Origin of the sequence: Desulfobaculum sp. SPO524 (assembly GCF_044987625.1) — a bacterium.
GTDB lineage: Bacteria > Desulfobacterota > Desulfovibrionia > Desulfovibrionales > Desulfovibrionaceae > Desulfobaculum.
The window spans coordinates 21,524-40,282 of the sequence record NZ_JBJDSB010000007.1; the positions used below are offsets into that span (position 1 = coordinate 21,524).

14 protein-coding genes are annotated in these 18,759 nt (G+C 63.5%); 5 read left to right on the forward strand and 9 right to left on the reverse strand.

The genetic code is table 11. From position 1 onward, the window contains the following. Positions 1 to 42: 42 nt before the first annotated feature. Positions 43 to 2,076, forward strand: coding sequence for a polysaccharide deacetylase family protein (locus ACI3L3_RS16330; protein ID WP_404846225.1), 2,034 nt, complete (start codon positions 43 to 45; stop codon positions 2,074 to 2,076). Positions 2,077 to 2,160: 84 nt separating this feature from the next. Here ACI3L3_RS16330 and ACI3L3_RS16335 read toward each other — a convergent pair whose 3' ends face one another. The 9 genes from ACI3L3_RS16335 to ACI3L3_RS16375 form a co-directional block, all read right to left on the reverse strand. Further along, positions 2,161 to 2,952 carry a hypothetical protein gene (locus ACI3L3_RS16335; protein ID WP_404846226.1) on the reverse strand — a complete coding sequence of 264 codons (792 nt, stop codon included), beginning with the start codon at positions 2,950 to 2,952 and terminating at the stop codon, positions 2,161 to 2,163. Beyond that, the gene (locus tag ACI3L3_RS16340) at positions 2,930 to 3,871 is read right to left on the reverse strand and encodes an alpha-L-glutamate ligase-like protein (protein WP_404846227.1); all 942 of its coding nucleotides are present in this window, start codon (positions 3,869 to 3,871) and stop codon (positions 2,930 to 2,932) included. The genes ACI3L3_RS16335 and ACI3L3_RS16340 overlap by 23 nt, the downstream gene beginning before the upstream one ends. 4 nt (positions 3,872 to 3,875) lie before the next feature. After that, positions 3,876 to 5,396: an inactive transglutaminase family protein gene (locus ACI3L3_RS16345; protein ID WP_404846228.1), complete on the reverse strand. Its 1,521-nt coding sequence runs from the start codon at positions 5,394 to 5,396 to the stop codon at positions 3,876 to 3,878. 12 nt (positions 5,397 to 5,408) lie between these two features. Continuing rightward, on the reverse strand, positions 5,409 to 5,915 hold the full coding sequence (locus ACI3L3_RS16350) for an ATP-dependent zinc protease (RefSeq protein ID WP_404846229.1): 507 nt from the start codon (positions 5,913 to 5,915) through the stop codon (positions 5,409 to 5,411). 166 nt (positions 5,916 to 6,081) lie between these two features. After that, positions 6,082 to 7,059 carry a tRNA glutamyl-Q(34) synthetase GluQRS gene (gene gluQRS, locus ACI3L3_RS16355; RefSeq protein ID WP_404846259.1) on the reverse strand — a complete coding sequence of 326 codons (978 nt, stop codon included), beginning with the start codon at positions 7,057 to 7,059 and terminating at the stop codon, positions 6,082 to 6,084. 249 nt (positions 7,060 to 7,308) lie between these two features. Further along, positions 7,309 to 7,956 (reverse strand): molybdenum cofactor guanylyltransferase, encoded by a 648-nt coding sequence (locus ACI3L3_RS16360; protein ID WP_404846230.1) that lies wholly within the window; start codon positions 7,954 to 7,956, stop codon positions 7,309 to 7,311. Positions 7,957 to 8,012: 56 nt separating this feature from the next. After that, positions 8,013 to 9,062 carry an extracellular solute-binding protein gene (locus ACI3L3_RS16365; RefSeq protein WP_404846231.1) on the reverse strand — a complete coding sequence of 350 codons (1,050 nt, stop codon included), beginning with the start codon at positions 9,060 to 9,062 and terminating at the stop codon, positions 8,013 to 8,015. Positions 9,063 to 9,085: 23 nt separating this feature from the next. Continuing rightward, positions 9,086 to 10,426: a tetratricopeptide repeat-containing serine protease family protein gene (locus tag ACI3L3_RS16370; RefSeq protein ID WP_404846232.1), complete on the reverse strand. Its 1,341-nt coding sequence runs from the start codon at positions 10,424 to 10,426 to the stop codon at positions 9,086 to 9,088. Positions 10,427 to 10,795: 369 nt separating this feature from the next. After that, positions 10,796 to 13,582: a PAS domain S-box protein gene (locus tag ACI3L3_RS16375; protein ID WP_404846233.1), complete on the reverse strand. Its 2,787-nt coding sequence runs from the start codon at positions 13,580 to 13,582 to the stop codon at positions 10,796 to 10,798. Between the two features lie 198 nt (positions 13,583 to 13,780). On the opposite strand from ACI3L3_RS16375, the gene rfbC reads away from it, so the two are divergent. The 4 genes from rfbC (at position 13,781) to qrcB (ending at position 18,749) form a co-directional block, all read left to right on the forward strand. After that, on the forward strand, positions 13,781 to 14,344 hold the full coding sequence (rfbC, locus tag ACI3L3_RS16380) for a dTDP-4-dehydrorhamnose 3,5-epimerase (protein ID WP_404846234.1): 564 nt from the start codon (positions 13,781 to 13,783) through the stop codon (positions 14,342 to 14,344). A gap of 48 nt (positions 14,345 to 14,392) precedes the next feature. Beyond that, positions 14,393 to 15,835, forward strand: a complete 1,443-nt coding sequence (locus ACI3L3_RS16385) for a mannose-1-phosphate guanylyltransferase/mannose-6-phosphate isomerase (protein ID WP_404846235.1) — start codon at positions 14,393 to 14,395, stop codon at positions 15,833 to 15,835. 265 nt (positions 15,836 to 16,100) lie between these two features. Next, a complete protein-coding gene (gene qrcA / locus ACI3L3_RS16390; RefSeq protein ID WP_404846236.1) occupies positions 16,101 to 16,703 on the forward strand; it encodes a menaquinone reductase multiheme cytochrome c subunit QrcA in 603 nt (200 codons plus the stop codon). Positions 16,704 to 16,718: 15 nt separating this feature from the next. Further along, complete coding sequence (gene qrcB, locus ACI3L3_RS16395; RefSeq protein ID WP_404846237.1) at positions 16,719 to 18,749, forward strand: menaquinone reductase molybdopterin-binding-like subunit QrcB; 2,031 nt, start codon at positions 16,719 to 16,721, stop codon at positions 18,747 to 18,749. Positions 18,750 to 18,759: the final 10 nt, after the last annotated feature.

Consider the following 18,759-nt stretch of genomic DNA (forward strand, 5'->3'; position numbering starts at 1 on the left):
CTGGTGCTGTGTGTGCTTGCAGGGCTACTTGGAGCGTGCGCCGTGGGCGGGAGCCGAGTGGTCTCCACCACGCGGTCGTCGCGGTCCTACGCCGTGGTGACGCCGCGCGCGGGGGATACGCCGCAGGCGCTGGCCCTGCGGTATCTGGACGATGCGCGCAAGGGCTGGATCATTGAGGAATTCAACGGGGTGGAGACGTTGTCGCCGGACAGCTTTGTCACCATTCCGCTGATGCCGCTGTACCGTGGCGGCTTGGGCGAAGGCGGCGGATTCCAGACGGTTCCGGTGCTGGTCTACAGCGCGTTTTCCGAGCAGACCAGCGATGTGTTCTCCATGAAGCGAGACCGCTTCCGCGCCCAGCTGCAATACCTCAAGGACAACGGCATCACGCCTTTGACCCTTGAGGAGTTCGTTCGCTTTATCGAATTTGACGACCATATCCCCGAGCGGTCGGTGCTCATCACCATCGACGACGTGGGGCAAAATACTTTTGAAATTGCCTTTGATGAGCTGCAGCGCTTTGGCTTTCCGGCCACGGTTTTCGTGTGTACGGACCTTGTGGCCGACCGCGCCGGGGCGTTGTCGTGGGAGCGCATCCGCACCATGCGCGATGCGGGGATGGCGATTGAGCACCGTACCAAGACCCTGCGCAACCTTGCGCGGCGAATGGGCGGTGAAACCCTTGAGGACTACATCATCAACGTGGACCGCGAGCTGACCGTGGCGTCGCTGACCTTCCAGGCCGAACTGGGACAGCGGCCCTCGTGGTTGGCCTATCCCTTCGGCACCATGAATGAGGCCGTGGTGGAACTGCTGCGCAAGAATGGCTTCCGCGGCGCGTTTACCATGGAGGAGCGGGTGTCGCCGTTCTTTGTGGACAATTACGCCATCCCGCGCATCAGGATGCCGGGTGACATCTCCATGGACGCCTACGCCGAGGTGATGCGCTTTGGTGTGGACGCCGCGGAGCGCGGCACCATGGTGGACGGCTTGCAGGCCGCCTTTGCCGCTGGCGATGATGATCCCTACGCCGCCGTGGTGACGGAAGTGATGGCCCGCGCGGACGCCGCGTCCGCGGAGGGGCAGTGGATACGCGCCTTGGAGCTGTATCGCATTGCCGGAACGCTGAATCGCCGCGCCCCCGGCGTGCGCCGCAAGGCGCAGGAGGCCAAAAAGAACATGGACGCACGGGCGGCGGAATTGCTGGCGAAGGCGCGCAGCGCCCGTGACGGAGGCGACCGCGCCGCGGCCCGCGATGCGTACGTAGAGGCCCTGAGGTACGACCCGTCTCCCGAGGTGGCCGCGGAGCTGAAGGCGATGCTGTCGCCGCCGACGCACCGCGAACTGACCCTGACGCAGAGCGATACCCTGCGCCGCATTGCGGAGCGTGAATACGGCAACCCCGGTGGAGAGATTCTGCTCGCCAAGGTGAACAACAAGTCCGTGGTGGACATTCTGGAACCCGGCGAGATGGTGAAGCTGCCCATTCTGTCCGAGGCCTTGGCCCAGCGCATTGAGATTTCCCTTGCGCCTGTGGCGCAGGCGGCGCCGGTTGCCCCGGCTGAGCCCGCGCAGGAGGAGATGATGACCGAACCGGAGGCGGAAGCGGTGGAGGTTGCCATTCAGGAAACCCCGGCGGACCGCATCACGCCGCTTCTGTCCATGGCGCGTTTGCAGTTCGGTAACGGGCTTTATGAGACCGTGGTCTCCATCACCAACGAAATTCTGCAATTGGACCCGGACAACGAACAGGCTCTGGAGATTCAGCGCGAGTCCTACTACAGCTTGGCGGAAGGGTTCATCAGCGACGGCAGCAACGTGCGCGCCATGCACATGCTGCGCAACCTGCCGCGCGACTACCGCGCAACCAAGGAGCTGACCGGCAAGGTGCAGCAGGCCCTCGACAAGACCTCCGAGCCGCTCTATCTGCAGGGCGTCAACTACTACATCAACGAGGAGCTTGAGCGGGCTGTGGACTCGTGGGAGCTGACCCTGCAGGCCAACCCGTGGCACAAGAAGGCCCGCAGTGACCTTGAAAAGGCGCGCAAGCTGCTGGAGGCTGTGCGCGGGCTGTAGCGTGCTGCACGTTTAAACACAAAAAGACGGGGCCGCCATCTGTGTGATGGCGGCCCCGTTTGGCGTTGTGGTGTGGCGGCGGGCTTAGCGCACAAGGGTCACGTCCAGAAAGTCCGGCGTGGCCGTGTGGATGCGGAATAGGTGCCCGGCGACCTCGGTCTGTGTGGTGCCAAGGGGCACAAAGATATGCTGGCGGCTGACCACGCGGGGGCGGCTGCCGCCGCAGATTTCGCGCATTTGGAATTCCAGCTTCATGCCCTTTTTGCCCAGGTAGCGCAGGGCGTATTGCCGTTCGGACTTAGCAACAACCCGCGTGCGCTGGATGGGGTCAAAGTGCACGCCGGCAGGTTCCACCCGTCCGGTAACGGCGCGGTAGCGCCCATGGGAATCCAGCGGAATGTAAAAGGTGGAGCTCAGGCGGCCGTCTGTGGCGACCATACCCAGCACGCCGCCCAGCAGCATGGTGGTAAAGGTGTCGTCCACACGCAGGCACTCGTAGGTGACGTTGGAGTAGCCGTCAAAGGTGGTGCCGTTGCCGTCGTCCAGTACGATGTGAAAATCGCGCGAGGCACGGACCTTGGGCAGGGTCAGCACTTCCTCGTCGTAGCGCCCCACGCGCAGGAGGTCCTCGCCGTTTTGCACGGAGCGGCGTTCGCCCTTGTGCATGGTGGCAAAGCGGACCTTGCGCAGGGTGGTTTCGCTGTTCATGCCGATGATGTCCACGTCGAAGCGCACTTCGTTGTCGCGCGGGATGGGCGGCACGTCTATGGGCGGCGGCGCCGGCGCGGCCTCGGGCTGCGGCGACAGGCGCAGGCAGCCGCACAGCAGGCACAGGGCCAGCGCAAGGGTGAGTCTACACAAAGGTTTGCATGGCATAGTCCACTCGTTCCTCTTCGGTGGTCAGGCGGTCGGCGACGGCGTCCACCTTGTCCAGACGCGGTTGCAGCCCCGTCAGGTTGGCGATTTGGATGGCCAGACCGGGGCGGGCGTTGAGTTCCAGCATCAGGGGGCCGCAGTCCCGGTCGAGCACAAAGTCCACGCCCAGATACCCAAGCCCCGTCACGGTGTACCCCAAAGCCGAATGAAGGAGAAGCTCCCGCCAGCCGGGGATAGTCACGCCCGAGATGGGGCGCAGGGTGTCCGGGTGGGTTTCCACGGTGGCGTTTTTCCACACGGCGGTGGTGGTCACGCCGGTGGCGATGTCCACCCCGCACCCCATAGCGCCCTGATGCAGGTTGGCCTTGCCGTCGGATTCGCGGGTGGGCAGGCGCAGCATGGCAAGAACGGGCACGCCCTTGTACACGATGATGCGGATGTCCGGCACACCTTGGTAGGCGATTTCGTTAAACACGGGGTCGAAGCGGACGCAGTATTCAATGATGGCCTTGTCCGGCATGCCGCCAAGGCTGTGCATGCCCGAGAGGATGTTGGAGACGTGAAAGGACACATGGTCCAGCCCCACAAGGGAATCGTCCGGCTTTTGGAAGCGCTGGCCAACGCGTCCGGTGATGACAAGGATGCCGTTGCCGCCGGACCCGCGCGCGGGCTTGGCCACAAAGGCGTCGCGGCCCGCAAGCATGTCGCCCAGCTTGTGCACTTGGTGCGGGGCTTCAATGACGCCGTAGAGTTCGGGCACCTTGAGCCCCGCCTTTTGGGCAAGGTGCTTGGTGATGACCTTGTCGTCCACCAGCGGGTAGAGCTTGCGCGGGTTGTTGGGCAGCACGTAGTCCGCGTTGCGGCGGTTCATGCCCACCACGCCGGCACGCTTCAGGCGGCTGAAGGGATTGCAGAACATGCGCCTACCTCGTCAAAAACGCCCGAAAGCGGACAAGGTCCATCAGGCGGTAGCCGGTGTAGCGTCCCAGCAGCAGCGTCAGCGCCAGCAGGACGAGGAACAGTTCCGGGAACACAAACACAAGGTGCCCCACAAGGTCGTTGACCATGACCAGATAGGCCAACACGGCCACGCCAAGGGACCCCAGCGCCTGCTTGATGGCGGCCAGCGCCCCAAGCTCGTCCCACATCACGGAGATGCGCTCAATGGTCATGCTGAGGATGACCATGGGGAACAGCGACACCGAAACGCCGCGCGGCATGCCCAGCTTGTAGGTGATGATGCTGATGCCCGCCATGAGCAGAACCACCACAATCAGCACGCTGGCAAGGCGCGGCACAAGCAGCAGTTTCAGGTGCTCCAGATACAGCCGCACCGCCAGACCCAACACAATGACCAGCGAAAAGAGCGACAGCCCCCACACCAATTCCGTTTCGCGGAAGGAGAGGGCGATAAGCACCGGCATGAACGTGCCAAAGGTGCTGAAGCCGATGACATTGCGCAGGAACACCAGCAGCAGCGCGCCCACGGGGATGAGCAGCAGCATGTGGTACATGGCCTGCGCCTGCACGGGCAGGCCGAGCAGGGAGTATTCCAGCAGGGCGTTGCCCGTGGCGGACAGGCGGTTGCGGACGTCGCCAAGGCTGCTCATGCTGTCCTTGACCACGGACAGGCGCACCGTGGCCTTGCGCGCGCCCATGGTGGACAACAGCGAGGCATCGCCGCGCCACCACGGCACAAAGTGCTTGGGGGTGGAGAAGCGGTCGTTGGCCACGTCGAACATGCGCCATGTACTGCCGTCGTGAATTTCCAGCCAGTGGCGGATGGATGCGCCGCTGATGGTTTCCAGATCAATGCCGTGCACCGCCTGCGCGGGAATGCCCGCAAGGTGCAAGACGCGCACGGCCATGTTTACGGCGTCGAGGCGGCTGTCCGTCTCGCGCAGGAGGTAGGCGGCGTTGGGGTCGCTGCCGGGGTGCAGCAGCGCCTTCATCAGCAGGGGGACAAAGGTTTCAAGGTCGGCGGACTGCATGCCCGCTTCACTGAGCAGGGTATCCGCGGCCTTGAGCTCGGATTCCGTAAAGCCGGGGTCCGTCAGGGTTGGGGACTCCGTGGAGGGCTGCCATGTCCAGTTGGGGTCCGGGCGCAGGGTGGCGTAGTAGAAGATGTCCTGCTTGCCCGCGGCGCGGCGGCGGCTCCAAATGGCGGCGGCGTTGCCGTTTTCCTCGGTGGTGTGCAGGCCAAAGTTGCCGCCGATGTAGTGCTCGTCCGTGACGACAAAGCCGGGGACGCGGTCCAGCGTCTGCAGGCGGACCTTGACGGGTTGCCCCGTTCCCTCAAACGCCACATGAGCTTCCACCTTCCACAGCGGGGAGGTCTCGTCCGGAGACAGGGGAAAGCCCAGCACGTGGACCTTGTAGGCAAAAACGGCGAGTCCGGTGCATGCCAGCAGCAGCACGAGGAACCTGTGCTGAAACGTATTCACGGTATGGTGTCCTTACAGTCCGGCCTTGGGCCTGGGCAGAATGTTGGTTTTGGAGGAATCCACAAGGATGCCCTTGCTGAGCACCCGCCGCCCCACAAGCAGGCGGTAGGTGAAGTGGGAGCGGTCCGCAAGGTTGACGGGCGTCTCGATGGTCCTGTCGCCAAAGCGCATCAGCATCCGCACAACCGGGCGGCGGTGGTAGCCTTCCGGACGGCGCTTGATGCGGACAAAGTCGATGAGCGGGCAGGTCATGGGCGTGCGCGCGCCGTCCTTGTCCACATAGGTGAAGTGGACGCGTCCTTCCTCCTCGTCCACACGGATGTCCTCCGCGTGCAGGGATGAGGTTTTGGCTCCCGTATCCAGCTTGGCGTGGATCAGCAGCTCCGCGGAGTCGTCCGGGGGCATGATGAGGACGTATTCCGTCCAGCCCGCGACGATGGGGTCGGTGTCTGCTGCCGAGGCGATGCAGGGCAGCAGGATGAGGGTTATGAGCAGAAAAAACGTTCGGAGATGTCGCATTGGTCCTCCGGTATGGGGAGCCCTGACCCGTGCGCGGCGGCCCGCTTGTTGCGTCGGCAACTGTTTGGGCGGTCATGGCGCGTTGTGGATGGTGCAGGTGCGTGGCGTAGGGCGCAGTGCATCCGCCCGGTACGGGCGAACGGCGTTTCTGGCGCGCAGTGCCGCGTTACACCATGCGGGTCAGCCTCTCCTCGATGTCGTGTTCTAGGACGATGGGGGCCTTGGGGATGGCGTCAAAGGTGAAGCCGTGCACAAGGTCCTGCGGGGTGCAGGTGGTCCCGGCCGGAGCCAGACCAGCCCTGTGGGCAAGGTCGCCGATGATGGCCTGCGCGCGGGCGCCGCCCTGGCGCAGGGCGCGGATTTCGAAATGTTTGTGGCGCTTGGCAAGACGCTCACCCCCGGCGTCGAGAACGAGGGGGACGTGGGCGTACTCAGGCGCTGGCGCGTCAAGAAGCTGATGGATGTAGAGCTGCCGGGGCGTGCAGTGCAGGATGTCGTCGCCGCGCACCACCTGTGTGATGCGCTGGTCCACGTCGTCCACAGCCACGGCAAGCTGGTAGGCGATAACGCCGTCGGAGCGGCGGATGGGAAAGTCGCCGCCGCACTCCTGCCAGCAGGTGGAGATGGGGCCGCGTATACGGTCCGTGAAGGCGATGGTTTCACATGTGCCGTGCAGGCGCAGGGCCGGGGCGCGGCCAGCGGCGCGGCGCGCCTCGCGCTGGTCCTGGGTCAGGTGCAGGCAGGTGCCGGGGTAGGCTGGTCCGGCTTCGCCCACATGCGGGGCGGACGCCAGCGAGCGCAGTTCCTTGCGGGTGCAGAAGCAGGGGAAGGTCAGCCCCTCGGCGGTCAAACGCTCGATAACCTCGGCGTAGCGGTCAAGACGCTCGCTTTGGGTATAGGGCGCGTAGGGGCCTCCGCAGTCCGGGCCTTCGTCCCAGTCGATGCCCAGCCACTCAAGGTCGCGCATGATGTCGTCGGCGTAGGCCTGCCGGGAGCGCTCCGGGTCGATGTCCTCCATGCGCAGGACAAGACGGCCGCCCTGTGAGCGAACGCCCAGCCAGCAGAGAAGGAACGCCCAAATATTGCCCAGATGCAGGTGCCCCGTCGGGCTTGGTGCCAGACGGCCACGCACCGGGCGGAGCATGTGTTCCGTTTCATTCTCCATGGCGGGTGTGGAAGCACGGTGCGGGTGAATTGTCAAGCTGTAGCACATCGCCATGCGCGCGGGTGCGGGCATGTTTTTGTCGGGCGAGGGCGTGGTGAACGGGGCCATGCGCAGCTCGGGCGGGAGCGTTGCCGCCGAAGCAGGCTGGGCGCGCAGGAGCAGTGGCGCGGGCCGGAAGGGCGGCCGGGGCATGGCGCAAAAGCGCAGCGGCGCAGGATGCGGACATGGTCAGGCCCAGCGGCGGGGCTTGGCCGCAAGGGAGGGGCCGGCGCTGTGGTGGATGCCATTTTCCGCGTCGCGCAGGTCGCCGGGGGTGTTGATGTTGAAGAAGCTGCTGAGCTGCGGGTCCACGCGCCGCAGGTCGTCAAAGGAGAGGGGATGCGCGGCAACAGCGTCAAACAGGCGCACCACCTGCCGCACACCCGTAGCGGCAAGGGCTTCAATATCCGGCAGGATGGCGCGGGCGTACACCGCAAGCAGTGGATGCCAAAACCCGTCCTCGCCCCTAGGGACGACGGCGGGCGCGTCCGGTGCGGCGTTCAGGAGCATCTCCAGCAAGGCTGGGTGCAGGAAGGGCGCGTCGCATGGGACGACCAAAATTCGCTCGTAACGGGCATGGCTGAGGGCGGCGTGCAGGCCGGTGAGTGGCCCGGATGCGGGCAGCAGGTCCGGCACGGCGCGGATGGGCGCCGCGTCCGTATCCGCATCCGCCGCGCCAACGAGTAAGATGTCTGTGGACAGCGGGGTCAGCACATCAAGCTGGAGTTGCAGCAGGGTGCGGCCGCCAAGGCGCAGGCTGGCCTTGTCCACGCCGCCGAGGCGCTCTCCGCGGCCTCCGGCGAGGATGGCGATGGATATGTGGTGTGTGGTTGGCATGACGTATGGTGCGTGCAGGCGGAGCGGTTCGTCTGCGGGGTGTTCTTGGCGTGGTTTTAACGGGCGCGCCTGATGCTGTCGAGGATTTTGGCCTCTATGGATTCCAGCTCATCGGAGACGGGCGGGTACCATTTGATGTTTGCCATTGCGTTTTGGGTGTAGGTGCGGGTGTGGTGGACGCGGATGCGGTCGTCCAGATAGCGGTGGGCGTGGCGTGAGGCCGTGGGGAAAAATTCCAAATTGGAGAATGCGGCGGCATTTTCAGGGCGCATCATAAAATTGATCCACGCGTAGGCGCCGTCAATGTTGGTGGCCTTTTCCGGAATGGCAAAGGTGTCCATCCAGCCCAGCGCGCCGCTGGCAGGCACCACAAAGGTGATGTCGGGATTCTGGTCATTGAGCGCCCAGCCGTCGTTGTCCCAGCCCATAGCAACGTGGACTGTTCCGTCCAGCAGGGCGCGGCGCAGTTCGTCGGCGGTGTTCCAGTACATGGCCACAAGGGGTTTGCTGGTCATCAAAAGGTTTGCCGCGCGGGTGATGAGGTCCTCGTAGTGCTGTGGCGAGCCGTAGAGGTGGAACGGGTTCTCCCCGAGGCTGAACGCCAGAGCGATGAGGGTGGGGCGTTTGAGGCGGTAGCTGATGCGCCCTTTGTAGGCGGGGTCGAGGAGCGCGTCGTAGTCCGTGGCATCCGGAGCCTTGGCCGTGTTGACGATGAGTCCCGACGTCCCCCAGCAGAAGGGAACAGCGTAGGGCGTTGTGCCAATGCTGGTGTGGTGCAGTGTGGCCGAGAGCAGGACAGGGTCAAACAGCTCGGTCTTGACGCGTGAGAGGTCGATGGGTTGGTACAGGCCATAGGCCTTTTGCGCCCCGGCGATGCGGTCCTGACTGGGCTGAACGAGGTCAAAGGGGGCATCGGGCGCGCGCAGCAGGGGAATCATCTCTTCATTATTGGAATAGGTCACCGAGACGTTGATGCCTGTTTCCTGCGTGAAGCGCTCCACAAGGCGCGGGGGAGCATACCCCTGCCACGTCAGAAGGCGCAGCGGCTCCGCGCCCTGTGCGGGCGCGGACCACACGACGAAAAGAAGCAAGAGGAAAAGGCGCATGATGACTCCTTGTCGCCGAAGGGCTAGCGCGCCACAACCAGCAAAACAGAGTGCTGGATAGCGCTGGCAAGGGCCTCCAAAGACCGCTCGCCCGTGGACAGCGTGCCGGGGCACCCCATCCCAAAGATGGATTTGATGCGTCCACCTAGTCCTGCCGTATGGCGCGGCGCGCGGGCAATGAGGCTGCGGACCAAATCCGCGCGCAGGGCGTAATTCATTTCTCCGGGCAATTCTCCCGTGGTGTGGAAGACATGCTGCGCGTCAATAACCGCCTGCACAACGCCTACCACCTCGCCACGGTCATTGACCAGCGGGCCACCGCTGTTGCCGCTGGAAAGGGGGACGGAAATGGTGAAGGTTCGCGGGTCGTCCTGTATACCCTTGAGGCCGCTGATGCGTCCGGTTGAGAGCTTGGGCGAGGCGCCAAGAATGGCGACCTGCGGAAAGCCGATGGTAAAGACGCTGGCCCCAAGACCGGGGGGCTGGGCCGCAAGGGGCAGGGCCGGCGGCAGGGTGCACGGGTCCTCAACGCCCAGCAGCACAAGGTCGCTTTGCATGTCGGCTTCGGCCACATACGCCGTCAGACGCGTGCCGTCCTCAAGCAGCAGGTCGATGCGTGGGCGTCCGCGCACCACGTGCAAATTGGTGACAACGTATCCCTCAGCCACGGGCCAGCCTGTGCCCGTGGACAGCGTGTCGGGCGATTCGGGCTGGGTGCCGTGCTGCTCCACCTCCTGCACAATGACTTTTACCGCCGGATGACCGGGCCGGAATGCGCTGAGGCGGCGCGCGGATTCAAGGGCGAGGTCAAAGCGCCGCTCCCGCGCAAAGGCCATTCCGGCCGAGGCCAGCAGGCCTGTGCCGCGCTGAACATTTTGCCGCGCGCCTTCGCCCTGCATGTCCATGGTCCCCAGCAGCAGCATGGCATCGGGGATGTCCTTGCGGGCGGCGGTGGTGAGCCACTTGCGCGCAAGGGCGGCATCACGCGGGACGCCGAGGCCGCGCAGGTGCAGGTAGCCTAGGGCAAACTGCGCCCGGGGGTGGTCCTGCCGCGCGGCGCGGCGCAGCCACGTTGCGGCATCCTTGAACAGGATGCGCCCCTTGCCGTGCCAGCCCTCGCGCATTTCGCGCTCCGCACGGCCCGCCAGCAGAAAGCCAAGCAGGAATTGCGCCTCGCTGTCGCCTTGGCGCGCTGCGGCCCGAAGGCGCGACTCCTCGCCGGGGGCTGGCGGCGCGGCGGTAAAGAAGGACACCTCCGCCGCACGTACAGGCAGGGCGCACAGCACGACCACACACGCCAGCGCCGCCATAAGGGCGCGGACGCGGCTGGTGCGCGGGTGTGGGCGGTGTCGTGGTGCGGGCATGGTGGCGATGGCCTGCCTTGGTCAAAGGTTGAGGAGGCAACTATACCACTATGATTCTCGTCGAGGCAACGAGGGAGCGGATTTTCGCGGAATGGACCAGCGCAGGGGAAGGGAAGAAATGCAAATGCGGGGTTGACTGTTGCGTAAGCAACGCTTATGACTGCCCTCGCATGAACACCAGATTCACAGAGGAGGACGCACCATGAAACAGCTTTTTCGGACGCTCTTCGTGCTGGCGGTTATCATCGTGTGGAACGCAACGCCCTGCGTTGCCTAGCAGGTGATGCCCCGGCATGCCGGGATTGAATCATACGCGCAATCAGGCGCCGCCCCGTATCCGGGGCGGCGCCTGATTGCGTTTGGGGCGTGCTAAAGGCTGGGAGTGGTGTTTTGCGGCAGGGCGATGTTGACCCAAAAGTCCACAGTGGTGCCCTTGTTCACGCAGCTGTCCACAGTGATGATGCCGCCCATGCGGGAGACAAGGCGGCGGACAATGCCAAGGCCAAGGCCTGTGCCCTCGTACTTGCGCGATTTGCCCCAGTTCAGCTGAATGAAGGGGTCGAAGATGGTTTCCAGCTTGTCCTCGGGGATGCCGATGCCCGTGTCCGTGACGGTGAAGAGCAGACGAGCCGAGCCGGGGGCCGTGGCCTTGCGCAGCATCTGCACGTCTACCCGAACACTGCCCTTTTTGGTGAATTTCACCGCGTTGCCCACAAGGTTGAACAGGATTTGGCGCATGCGGCCTTCATCGCCAATGATCATTTTGGGGATGGAGTCGTCCACGGTGTAGCCGATGGTCAGCCCCTGCCGTTTGCTCTGCTGGGCAAAGGTGTTGATAACCATGCGGATGGTGCGGCGCAGATTGAACTCGTTGTGGGACAGGGTAATCATGTCCGCCTGCAACTTGGAGAAGTCCAAAATGTCGTTGATGATGGTCAGCAGGCCTTCCCCGGCTTGCAGGGCGGTTTCTACGCAGTCGCGCTGCTCGTAGTCCAGTTCCGTATCCAGCAGCACATCCAGCATGCCCAGCACGCCGTTGAGGGGCGAGCGCAGCTCGTGGCTCATATTGGCGAGAAATTCCGTCTTCATTGTGCTGGCGTCCTGCGCCAGGTCGCGGGCGCGGCGCAGGTTGTCCTCTATGCGCTTGTTCTCCGTGATTTCGCGGGAGACTTTGAGGATGCTGCCGTGCTCGTCCTCACCTGTGCGCAGGGCGTAGTACTGTACCTCCCAGATGGAGCCGTCGGCATGCGTGACTTCGTTGCGCATGGTGGTACCCGTTTCCAGAACGCGCTCCACCGGACAGCCGGGGCATGGCGTGTCGCGGCCCGTAAAGATGCGGTGGCAGGCATTGTTGACCATGTCGTCCAGTTCGCGCCCCGCGGCGTCCGCAGCGGCGGAGTTGGCCCAGATGATGCGGCGGTCCGCGGTCTGGTGGACGACGGTCTCCGTGATGGTGGACAGAATAAGCTGCTTTTCCGACTCCGACCGGCGCAGGGCTTCTGCGGCGAATTTCTGTTCGGTGATGTTGCGCGCCACCTCAATGGCGCCGATGACGGCGCCTTGCGCATCAAAGACAGGGTACCCCGTCACAAACCACACATGCCCGTCCGGCGTGGCCATCTCGCGCGCAATGGGATCGCCTGTGTCGATGGCTTCGCGTACGGGACAGCCCTCGCATGGGGCGGTGCGGTTGTGCCACAGCTCGTAGCACTTGCGCGAGGCAAGGTCATCCTGCGTCAGGTTCAGCGAGCGCGTGGCGGCCTCGTTGCCCCACAGCACGGTGTGGGACAGGTCGTGCCGGATGACGATTTCCGAAATGGTGGAGAGGATGGTGTGTTTTTCCTCTTCGGTGCGGCGCAGGCGTTGCTGCGCATGTATGCGTTCCGTCACGTCGTTAATGGTGACGATGGCGTATTCCTTGGTCCCGGATGCCGTGTAAATGGCGCTGACGCGCACATCCGCCCAGAATGGCTGCCCATTTTTGTGGATATAGCGTTTTTCCAGCGTGCACGAGGCGTTTACGCTGTCCATGGAGTCGATCATTTCACGGGTGATGGCGTAGTCGTCTGGGTGGGTGAGGTCGTCTGGATGTTTCCCTAACAGCTCCCCTTTGGTATACCCAAATATCTCCGCCGCTTTGCGGTTGGCGTCGATGATGAAGCTGTCTTTGTTGGTGATGAGAATGCCCGACGGCGAGCTGTCGAAAATGGCTTTGAAGAAGGAATCGTGCCGCTTCATCCGGACGGCGGCTTCGCGCTGCGGGGTGATGTCCATCATTAGGCCAACAATGCGTTTTTCGCCGTCTGCCGTGGTGGTCAGCACCATGTCATCACGAATCCAGCGCCATGTGCCGTCGGCGTGGCGGAAGCGGTATTCCACCATGTGGTGCCCAAGGGACTGGAGCACGTCCTCCACGTCAATGACGCCAAGGTCGTCGGGATGCATGTGCTGGAGGAAAAACTCCGTACTGCCGGTCGCTTCCTCCACCGTGTAGCCGAGGATGTCCGTGATGCTGGGGCTGACGTATAGTCCCGGAAATCCGTCGGTATTAAGAACGCAATAGAGGATGAATGGCGCGCTGGAGAGGAGGTCTTCCAGCCGGGCGAGGGAGAGGGCAAAGTGGCATTCCCCTGCGGCGTCGCGCGGGGCGCTGCACGGGGCGTCCTGCGAGCAGGGCGCGCTGGGTTTGGGCGCAAGCGCCACGTCGTCCGTTATATCCGTAATAGTGCCGGTGATGGTTGCTGTTTCGCCGTCCCCGGCGCTGAGGGTCATTGCATCACGAAGCACTCGCCACGAGCCGTCCGCGTGGCGGAAGCGGTACTCGGCGGTGTGCCGCCCTGAAATGGGCAGACGCTTGGCCGTAACGGCAGGGGCGGGGTCGTCCGGATGGATGCGGGAGCGCCAAAAGTCCGGGTCGGCGACAACCTCATCGGGAGTGTAGCCAAGGATGCTGGTGATATTGGGGCTGACGGCGGAGATGGCACCGTAGGCGGTGAACGGAGCGGAATAAAAAATGTATGGAGAGGCTTCAAGCAGCGAATCGAGTTGGCTTTTTGACGCGGCAAGGGCGTCGCGTTCGCGGGTGACGCGTTGAAGTTCCTCGCGAAGGCGCTCGTCTCGCGCAAGGAGTCGTTCCGGGGGCAGGTGCTCGTGCATGTCCGTCTACTCCGTCCCGAAGGTGATGGTTGGAGGTGGTGCTGCGCCGCAGTCCCTGAGGTGAGCTGCTTGGGATATATGCAGATGGGAATCGTCGTGTCAAACCTTCGTCCGGAAGGGGGGACGCGGTGCGCGCGAGTTGTGTCACGCCACAAACTCGGGTAAGGATTTGACATTCTTATGTCGGGAGGAAAAAAAGTGGAAATTCAGGAGACCGGTTTTCCCGGACTGTTCATCATCAAGCCCGCAGTACATGGCGACGGACGGGGATTTTTCCTTGAGAGCTGGAGCCGCCGGGTTTTTGCCGAGCACGGGATAGAGGTCGATTTTGTGCAGGACAACCACGCGCGGTCCGTCAAGCGGGGCGTGTTGCGGGGCTTGCACTTTCAGGCGCCGCCAGCGGCGCAATCCAAGCTCGTTCGCGTAACGCGCGGCGCGGTGTACGACGTGGTCGTGGACCTGCGCGTTGGCTCGCCCACCTACGGCAAGTGGCACGCCGAAACGTTGAGCGAAGAGAATTTTCTGCAAATGTTCGTCCCAAAGGGCTTTGCCCACGCCTATCTGACGCTGACGGACGAGGTGGAGTTCCAGTACAAGGTGGACGCCTTCTACTCGCCGGAGTGCGACTCCGGCATTTTTTGGAACGACCCGGACCTTGGCATTGATTGGCCGGAACAGGACCCTATCCTTTCCGACAAGGATACGCATTTGCAACGGCTGAGGGATTTTGCCTCCCCGTTCCGGTTTGACGCCGCGTCGTAACGGCCGGAAGACAACAGCACTCAAACACTCGACCCAAGGACAGCATCCATGACAGAGCAGACCCCCGCGCCAAAACGGCTGGAGGGATGTCAGGCCATCGTTTTGGCAGGTGGTTCGGGGACGCGGCTGTGGCCGTATTCCCGCAGTTTGTACCCCAAGCAGCTGCTTGCCCTCACAGGTGAGCAGACCCTGCTGCAGGAGACCGTCTCCCGGTCTCTGTCCATATTTGATCCGCAGGACCTGTGGGTCGTCACCAACGAGGAGCATGTCTTTGAAGTGCGCAGTCAGCTCCGCACTTTGGACACGGGGCTGGACGGTCAGGTTTTGGCCGAACCCATGCGCCGCAACACGCTCCCGGCCATCATGCTGGGCATGGAGCGCGCCCTTGAGCGCGACCCCGACGCAGTGGTGGCGGTGTTCCCCTCCGACCATATGATTCATAAGCCCGAGGTCTGGCACGACGCCTTGGAGCGTGGCGTGGCCCTTGCCCGCGAGGGCTGGTTTGTGACCTTTGGCGTGACGCCGGGCTATCCCGAGACGGGTTACGGCTACATCCAGCGCGGCGCGTCTCTTGGGGATGAGGGCTTCGAGGTTGCGGCCTTTGTTGAAAAGCCGGATCTGGAGACCGCCAAACGCTACCTTGCGGACGGCGAGCACTACTGGAACAGCGGCATGTTCGTGTTCAGCATCAAGGCCTTTATGGATGCCGTGGCCGAGTTTCAGCCTGAGCTGGACGCGTGGTGGCAGCAGCGGGGCGAGCGTGCGCTGGTGGATGGCTACGCCGGACTTCCGGATATCTCCGTGGACTACGGAATCATGGAGAAGGTCGGTCAGCAGGCCGTGGTGCGCGCGGACTTTGGTTGGGACGACCTGGGCAGCTGGGAGGCCCTGCACCGCCTTGGCGACAAGGATGCAAACGGCAACGTGGTGCGCGGCGATGTGCTGAATCTGGACTGCAAGGACAGCCTGCTTCTGTCGCGCGGGGGCAAGCTCGCCGCCGTGGAGGTGGAGGGGCTTATTGTGGTGCAGACCCGCGACGCCACGCTTATTTGTCCGGCGGACAAGGTCCAGCGCGTCAAGGACGTGGTGGGGACCCTCAAGAGCGAGGGCAGCTCCCTTGTGGAGGCGCACGTGACGGTGCACCGCCCGTGGGGCAGCTACACCGTGCTGGAGGAAGGCCCGCATTATAAAATCAAGCGCATCGAGGTGCTGCCCGGGGCCAAGCTGTCCCTGCAAAAGCACCACCACCGCAGCGAACACTGGGTGGTCATCAGCGGCACCGCGCAGGTGCGTGTGGATGACGACGAGATGCTCCTGTACGAAAACCAATCCGTCGATATTCCCAAGACGTCCATGCATAGGCTTGCCAATCCCGGCAAGGTTCCGGTGGAAATTATCGAAATCCAAAGCGGGCCGTATTTGGAGGAGGACGACATCGTCCGGTTTGACGACGAATACGGACGGATAAAGGCTTCCAAGGACGTCAGCTAAAACGGAAATCGCGGTTCGTGAATTTTTTCATTAGGCCTTGACACGTCTAGGTTCTCATGCCTAGAACTGCCTCGGTCATAATGGGAATTTTTAAGGATTTTTGTCCCACGGCGGAAATCGCACCCCCGGCATTTTGGTGCCTGGGGTGGGGCGTCTGCCTTGGGGCTGTGGCGAGGGCCTTAGGGCAGTCGTTTCCCGTGACCGGGAAGAGACCGGGGGGGACCCGGCGGTCAAAACATTCTACCTAAGGATGAGGCGAGAGCACATGGTGAAAAAATCTTCGAGCAGTGGAGGGGCGTTGCCATTCTTCGTCGGATTTGTGGCGATGCTCTTTGTAGGATGGTGGGTCTTCCCCCGCGTGTTATTTAGCGAGATGCAGCAACCGATCCGGTTCAGCCATGTCGTGCACGTGGAAGACCAGGGCATGTTCTGCGACGACTGTCACTACCTGAAGGAAGACGGCTCGTTCAGCGGCATCCCGTCCACGCAGTCCTGTGCGGACTGTCACTACGACGTGCTGGGCACGGACCCCGACGAGGAAAAGTTCGTTGAGGAGTACGTGAACAAGGAGAAGGAAGTGGAATGGCTGATCTACCAGTACCAGCCGGACAACGTGTACTTCTCGCACGCCGCGCACCAGGACATGGACTGCACGACCTGCCACCCGGACATGGAAACGTCGGATACGCCGCCCACGTACTACAAGAACAAACTCACGGACTACTCCAACGGCGGCTATAAGATCGTCTTTGGCCGTGGCGTTGGTGTGGACCCGGCCTACAGCCGTGGAACAATGAAGATGTGGGAATGCGAGCGCTGCCATGCCGAAAGCGGTCAGAGCAACGCCTGCTACGTCTGTCATCGTTAAGAGTGAGGTGGCGTAATGTTGAATAGAAGAGCTTTCCTGACGTTCTCCGCAGGTGCCACGGCTGGGCTGATGATTACCCCCATTCCGTGGAAGCTGACGGACGACGTGTCGATTTGGACGCAGAATTGGAAGTGGAATCCTAAAGTCCCCAAAAGGGCTATATATTTCTCTGAACTCGCATCCAAGATGGACCCCTCCGGTGCCGGCATCCGTGTCGCCACTGTAGACGGCCAGCCCATCGGTGTGGCCGGCAATCCCGACCATCCCCTGGGCAAAGGTGCCATCCCCTCCATGGCGGCGGCGGAAGTCGGGCTGCTGTACAGCCCCTCCCGCGTGAAGACCCCCATGAAGAAGACGGCAACCGGCCATCAGCCCATTAGCTGGGACGAGGCGGAAGCCCTGCTGGCCGAGAAGGTTGGCGCGGCCAAAGGCAAAGTCGCTGCCGTGTGCGGTGACGAAACCGGCTCCGCAAGTGAAATCTTCAACGCCCTGGTGGCGAACCTTGACGGCCAGTTCTTCCTCACCAACGGCGAAGCGCAGAGCGCATCGCGTGCGTGGAAGATGATGGGCGGCGAAGGTCAGGTCGGGTACGACATCGAGAACGCGGACCACGTCCTGTTCCTGAGCGCCGACGCGCTGGAGTCCTCCGGCACGGCGGTTCGCAACGCGCAGGCGTTCTCCGCAACCCATCCCTCCGGCAAGCCCGCCACGGCCAAGTACGTCTACGCCGGTCCGGTGCAGAACAACACCGCCGTGGTCTGTGACGAGTGGGTGCAGGCTGGCCCCGGCATGGCCGCCCCCATCGCGCTTGGTCTGGCAAACCTGCTGGTGCAGGACGGCATGACCGCCAGCTTCTCTGGCTTTAACGCCTTTGCCCGCAAGGTTGCGGCCTACACCCCCGCCCGCGTTGAACGCGAGACCGGTGTGCGTGCCCGCGACCTGCAGCGCATGGCTGCGGAACTCAAAGGCGCCAAGCGTCCCCTCGTGGTCGCCGGCTCTGAGTTCCTCGGCGGTGGCGGCGCAAGCATCCAGCTTGCCGCCCTCGGCCTCAACGCCCTGCTGGGCCGCGTCGGCGCTACCGGCGGTGTGAAGGCCGTTGCCGACGCTCCCGTTGTGGTGCCCGGCGCCGTGTCGCGCTCTGCCATGTACGAAGGCGACTTCGTTGGCTTCATGCAGCGCGTTGCCGCCGGCAAGGACAGCGTGGACGCCATGGTCGTCTACGACGCCAACCCGGCCTACGCCCTGCCCGAGCAGCTGAGCGGCGCCATGAAGAACGTGCCCTTCGTTGCCACCATCAGCTCCTTCATGGACGAGACCGCTGCCGAGGCCGACCTCGTGCTGCCCGCGTCCATGACCGTGGAACGCTACGACGACGTGTACACCCCGTACGGCGCGGCTGAGGCCACCTACAACGTGAACACCCCCGTTGCGAAGAAGGCCTTCGACACCCGCCACGGCGCGGACGTCGCCCTGAGCCTTGCCGGTACGCTGGGCATGGACCTTGGCTACCGCAACTTCCGCGAGGTGCTCAAGGCCAAGGCAGAAGCCCTTGGCGCATCCTGGCGCGGCCTCAAGAGGGGACAGACCTTCACCGCGTCCAGCAGCGCGCCGAAGCAGCTGAATCTGGCCGCATGTGCCATTGACGGTCCGGCCACCATGGGCACTGGCGCTTTGGCGCTGGCCCCCATCGTGAAGACCAACCTTGGCACCGACAAGGTCGCTCTTCCCCCGCTGAACGTCTCCACCGTGCGCGAAACCGACTGCATGGTGCAGATGAACGCCAAGACGGCCCGCTCCTGCGGCGTTAAGGCGGGACAGACGGTCCGCCTCTCCGGCCCCGGCGGCAAGATGACCGCTCAGGTGGCCATCACGGAGAAGGTGATGACCGGTGTTGTGGCGGCTCCTCTGGGCCTTGGACATACCGCTTGGGACGAGTTCTCCCGCGGTCTGGGCGATAATGCCTTCAAACTGCTCGCCGCAACCGACGAGCCCGAGACCGGTATGACCGCATGGTCCAAGACCCTGGTCGAGATCGCCCACGCATAAAAAGAGGAAC

Excerpts from the sequence above, each read along its gene's own strand:
- ACI3L3_RS16370 (WP_404846232.1), bottom strand. The coding sequence starts at position 10,426 with ATGCCCGCACCACGACACCGCCCACACCCGCGCACCAGCCGCGTCCGC.
- gluQRS (WP_404846259.1), bottom strand. The coding sequence starts at position 7,059 with ATGCTCCGCCCGGTGCGTGGCCGTCTGGCACCAAGCCCGACGGGGCAC.
- qrcA (WP_404846236.1), top strand. The coding sequence starts at position 16,101 with ATGGTGAAAAAATCTTCGAGCAGTGGAGGGGCGTTGCCATTCTTCGTC.
- ACI3L3_RS16350 (WP_404846229.1), bottom strand. The coding sequence starts at position 5,915 with ATGCGACATCTCCGAACGTTTTTTCTGCTCATAACCCTCATCCTGCTG.
- ACI3L3_RS16375 (WP_404846233.1), bottom strand. The coding sequence starts at position 13,582 with ATGCACGAGCACCTGCCCCCGGAACGACTCCTTGCGCGAGACGAGCGC.
- ACI3L3_RS16365 (WP_404846231.1), bottom strand. The coding sequence starts at position 9,062 with ATGCGCCTTTTCCTCTTGCTTCTTTTCGTCGTGTGGTCCGCGCCCGCA.
- ACI3L3_RS16335 (WP_404846226.1), bottom strand. The coding sequence starts at position 2,952 with ATGCCATGCAAACCTTTGTGTAGACTCACCCTTGCGCTGGCCCTGTGC.
- ACI3L3_RS16385 (WP_404846235.1), top strand. The coding sequence starts at position 14,393 with ATGACAGAGCAGACCCCCGCGCCAAAACGGCTGGAGGGATGTCAGGCC.
- ACI3L3_RS16360 (WP_404846230.1), bottom strand. The coding sequence starts at position 7,956 with ATGCCAACCACACACCACATATCCATCGCCATCCTCGCCGGAGGCCGC.
- ACI3L3_RS16340 (WP_404846227.1), bottom strand. The coding sequence starts at position 3,871 with ATGTTCTGCAATCCCTTCAGCCGCCTGAAGCGTGCCGGCGTGGTGGGC.
- qrcB (WP_404846237.1), top strand. The coding sequence starts at position 16,719 with ATGTTGAATAGAAGAGCTTTCCTGACGTTCTCCGCAGGTGCCACGGCT.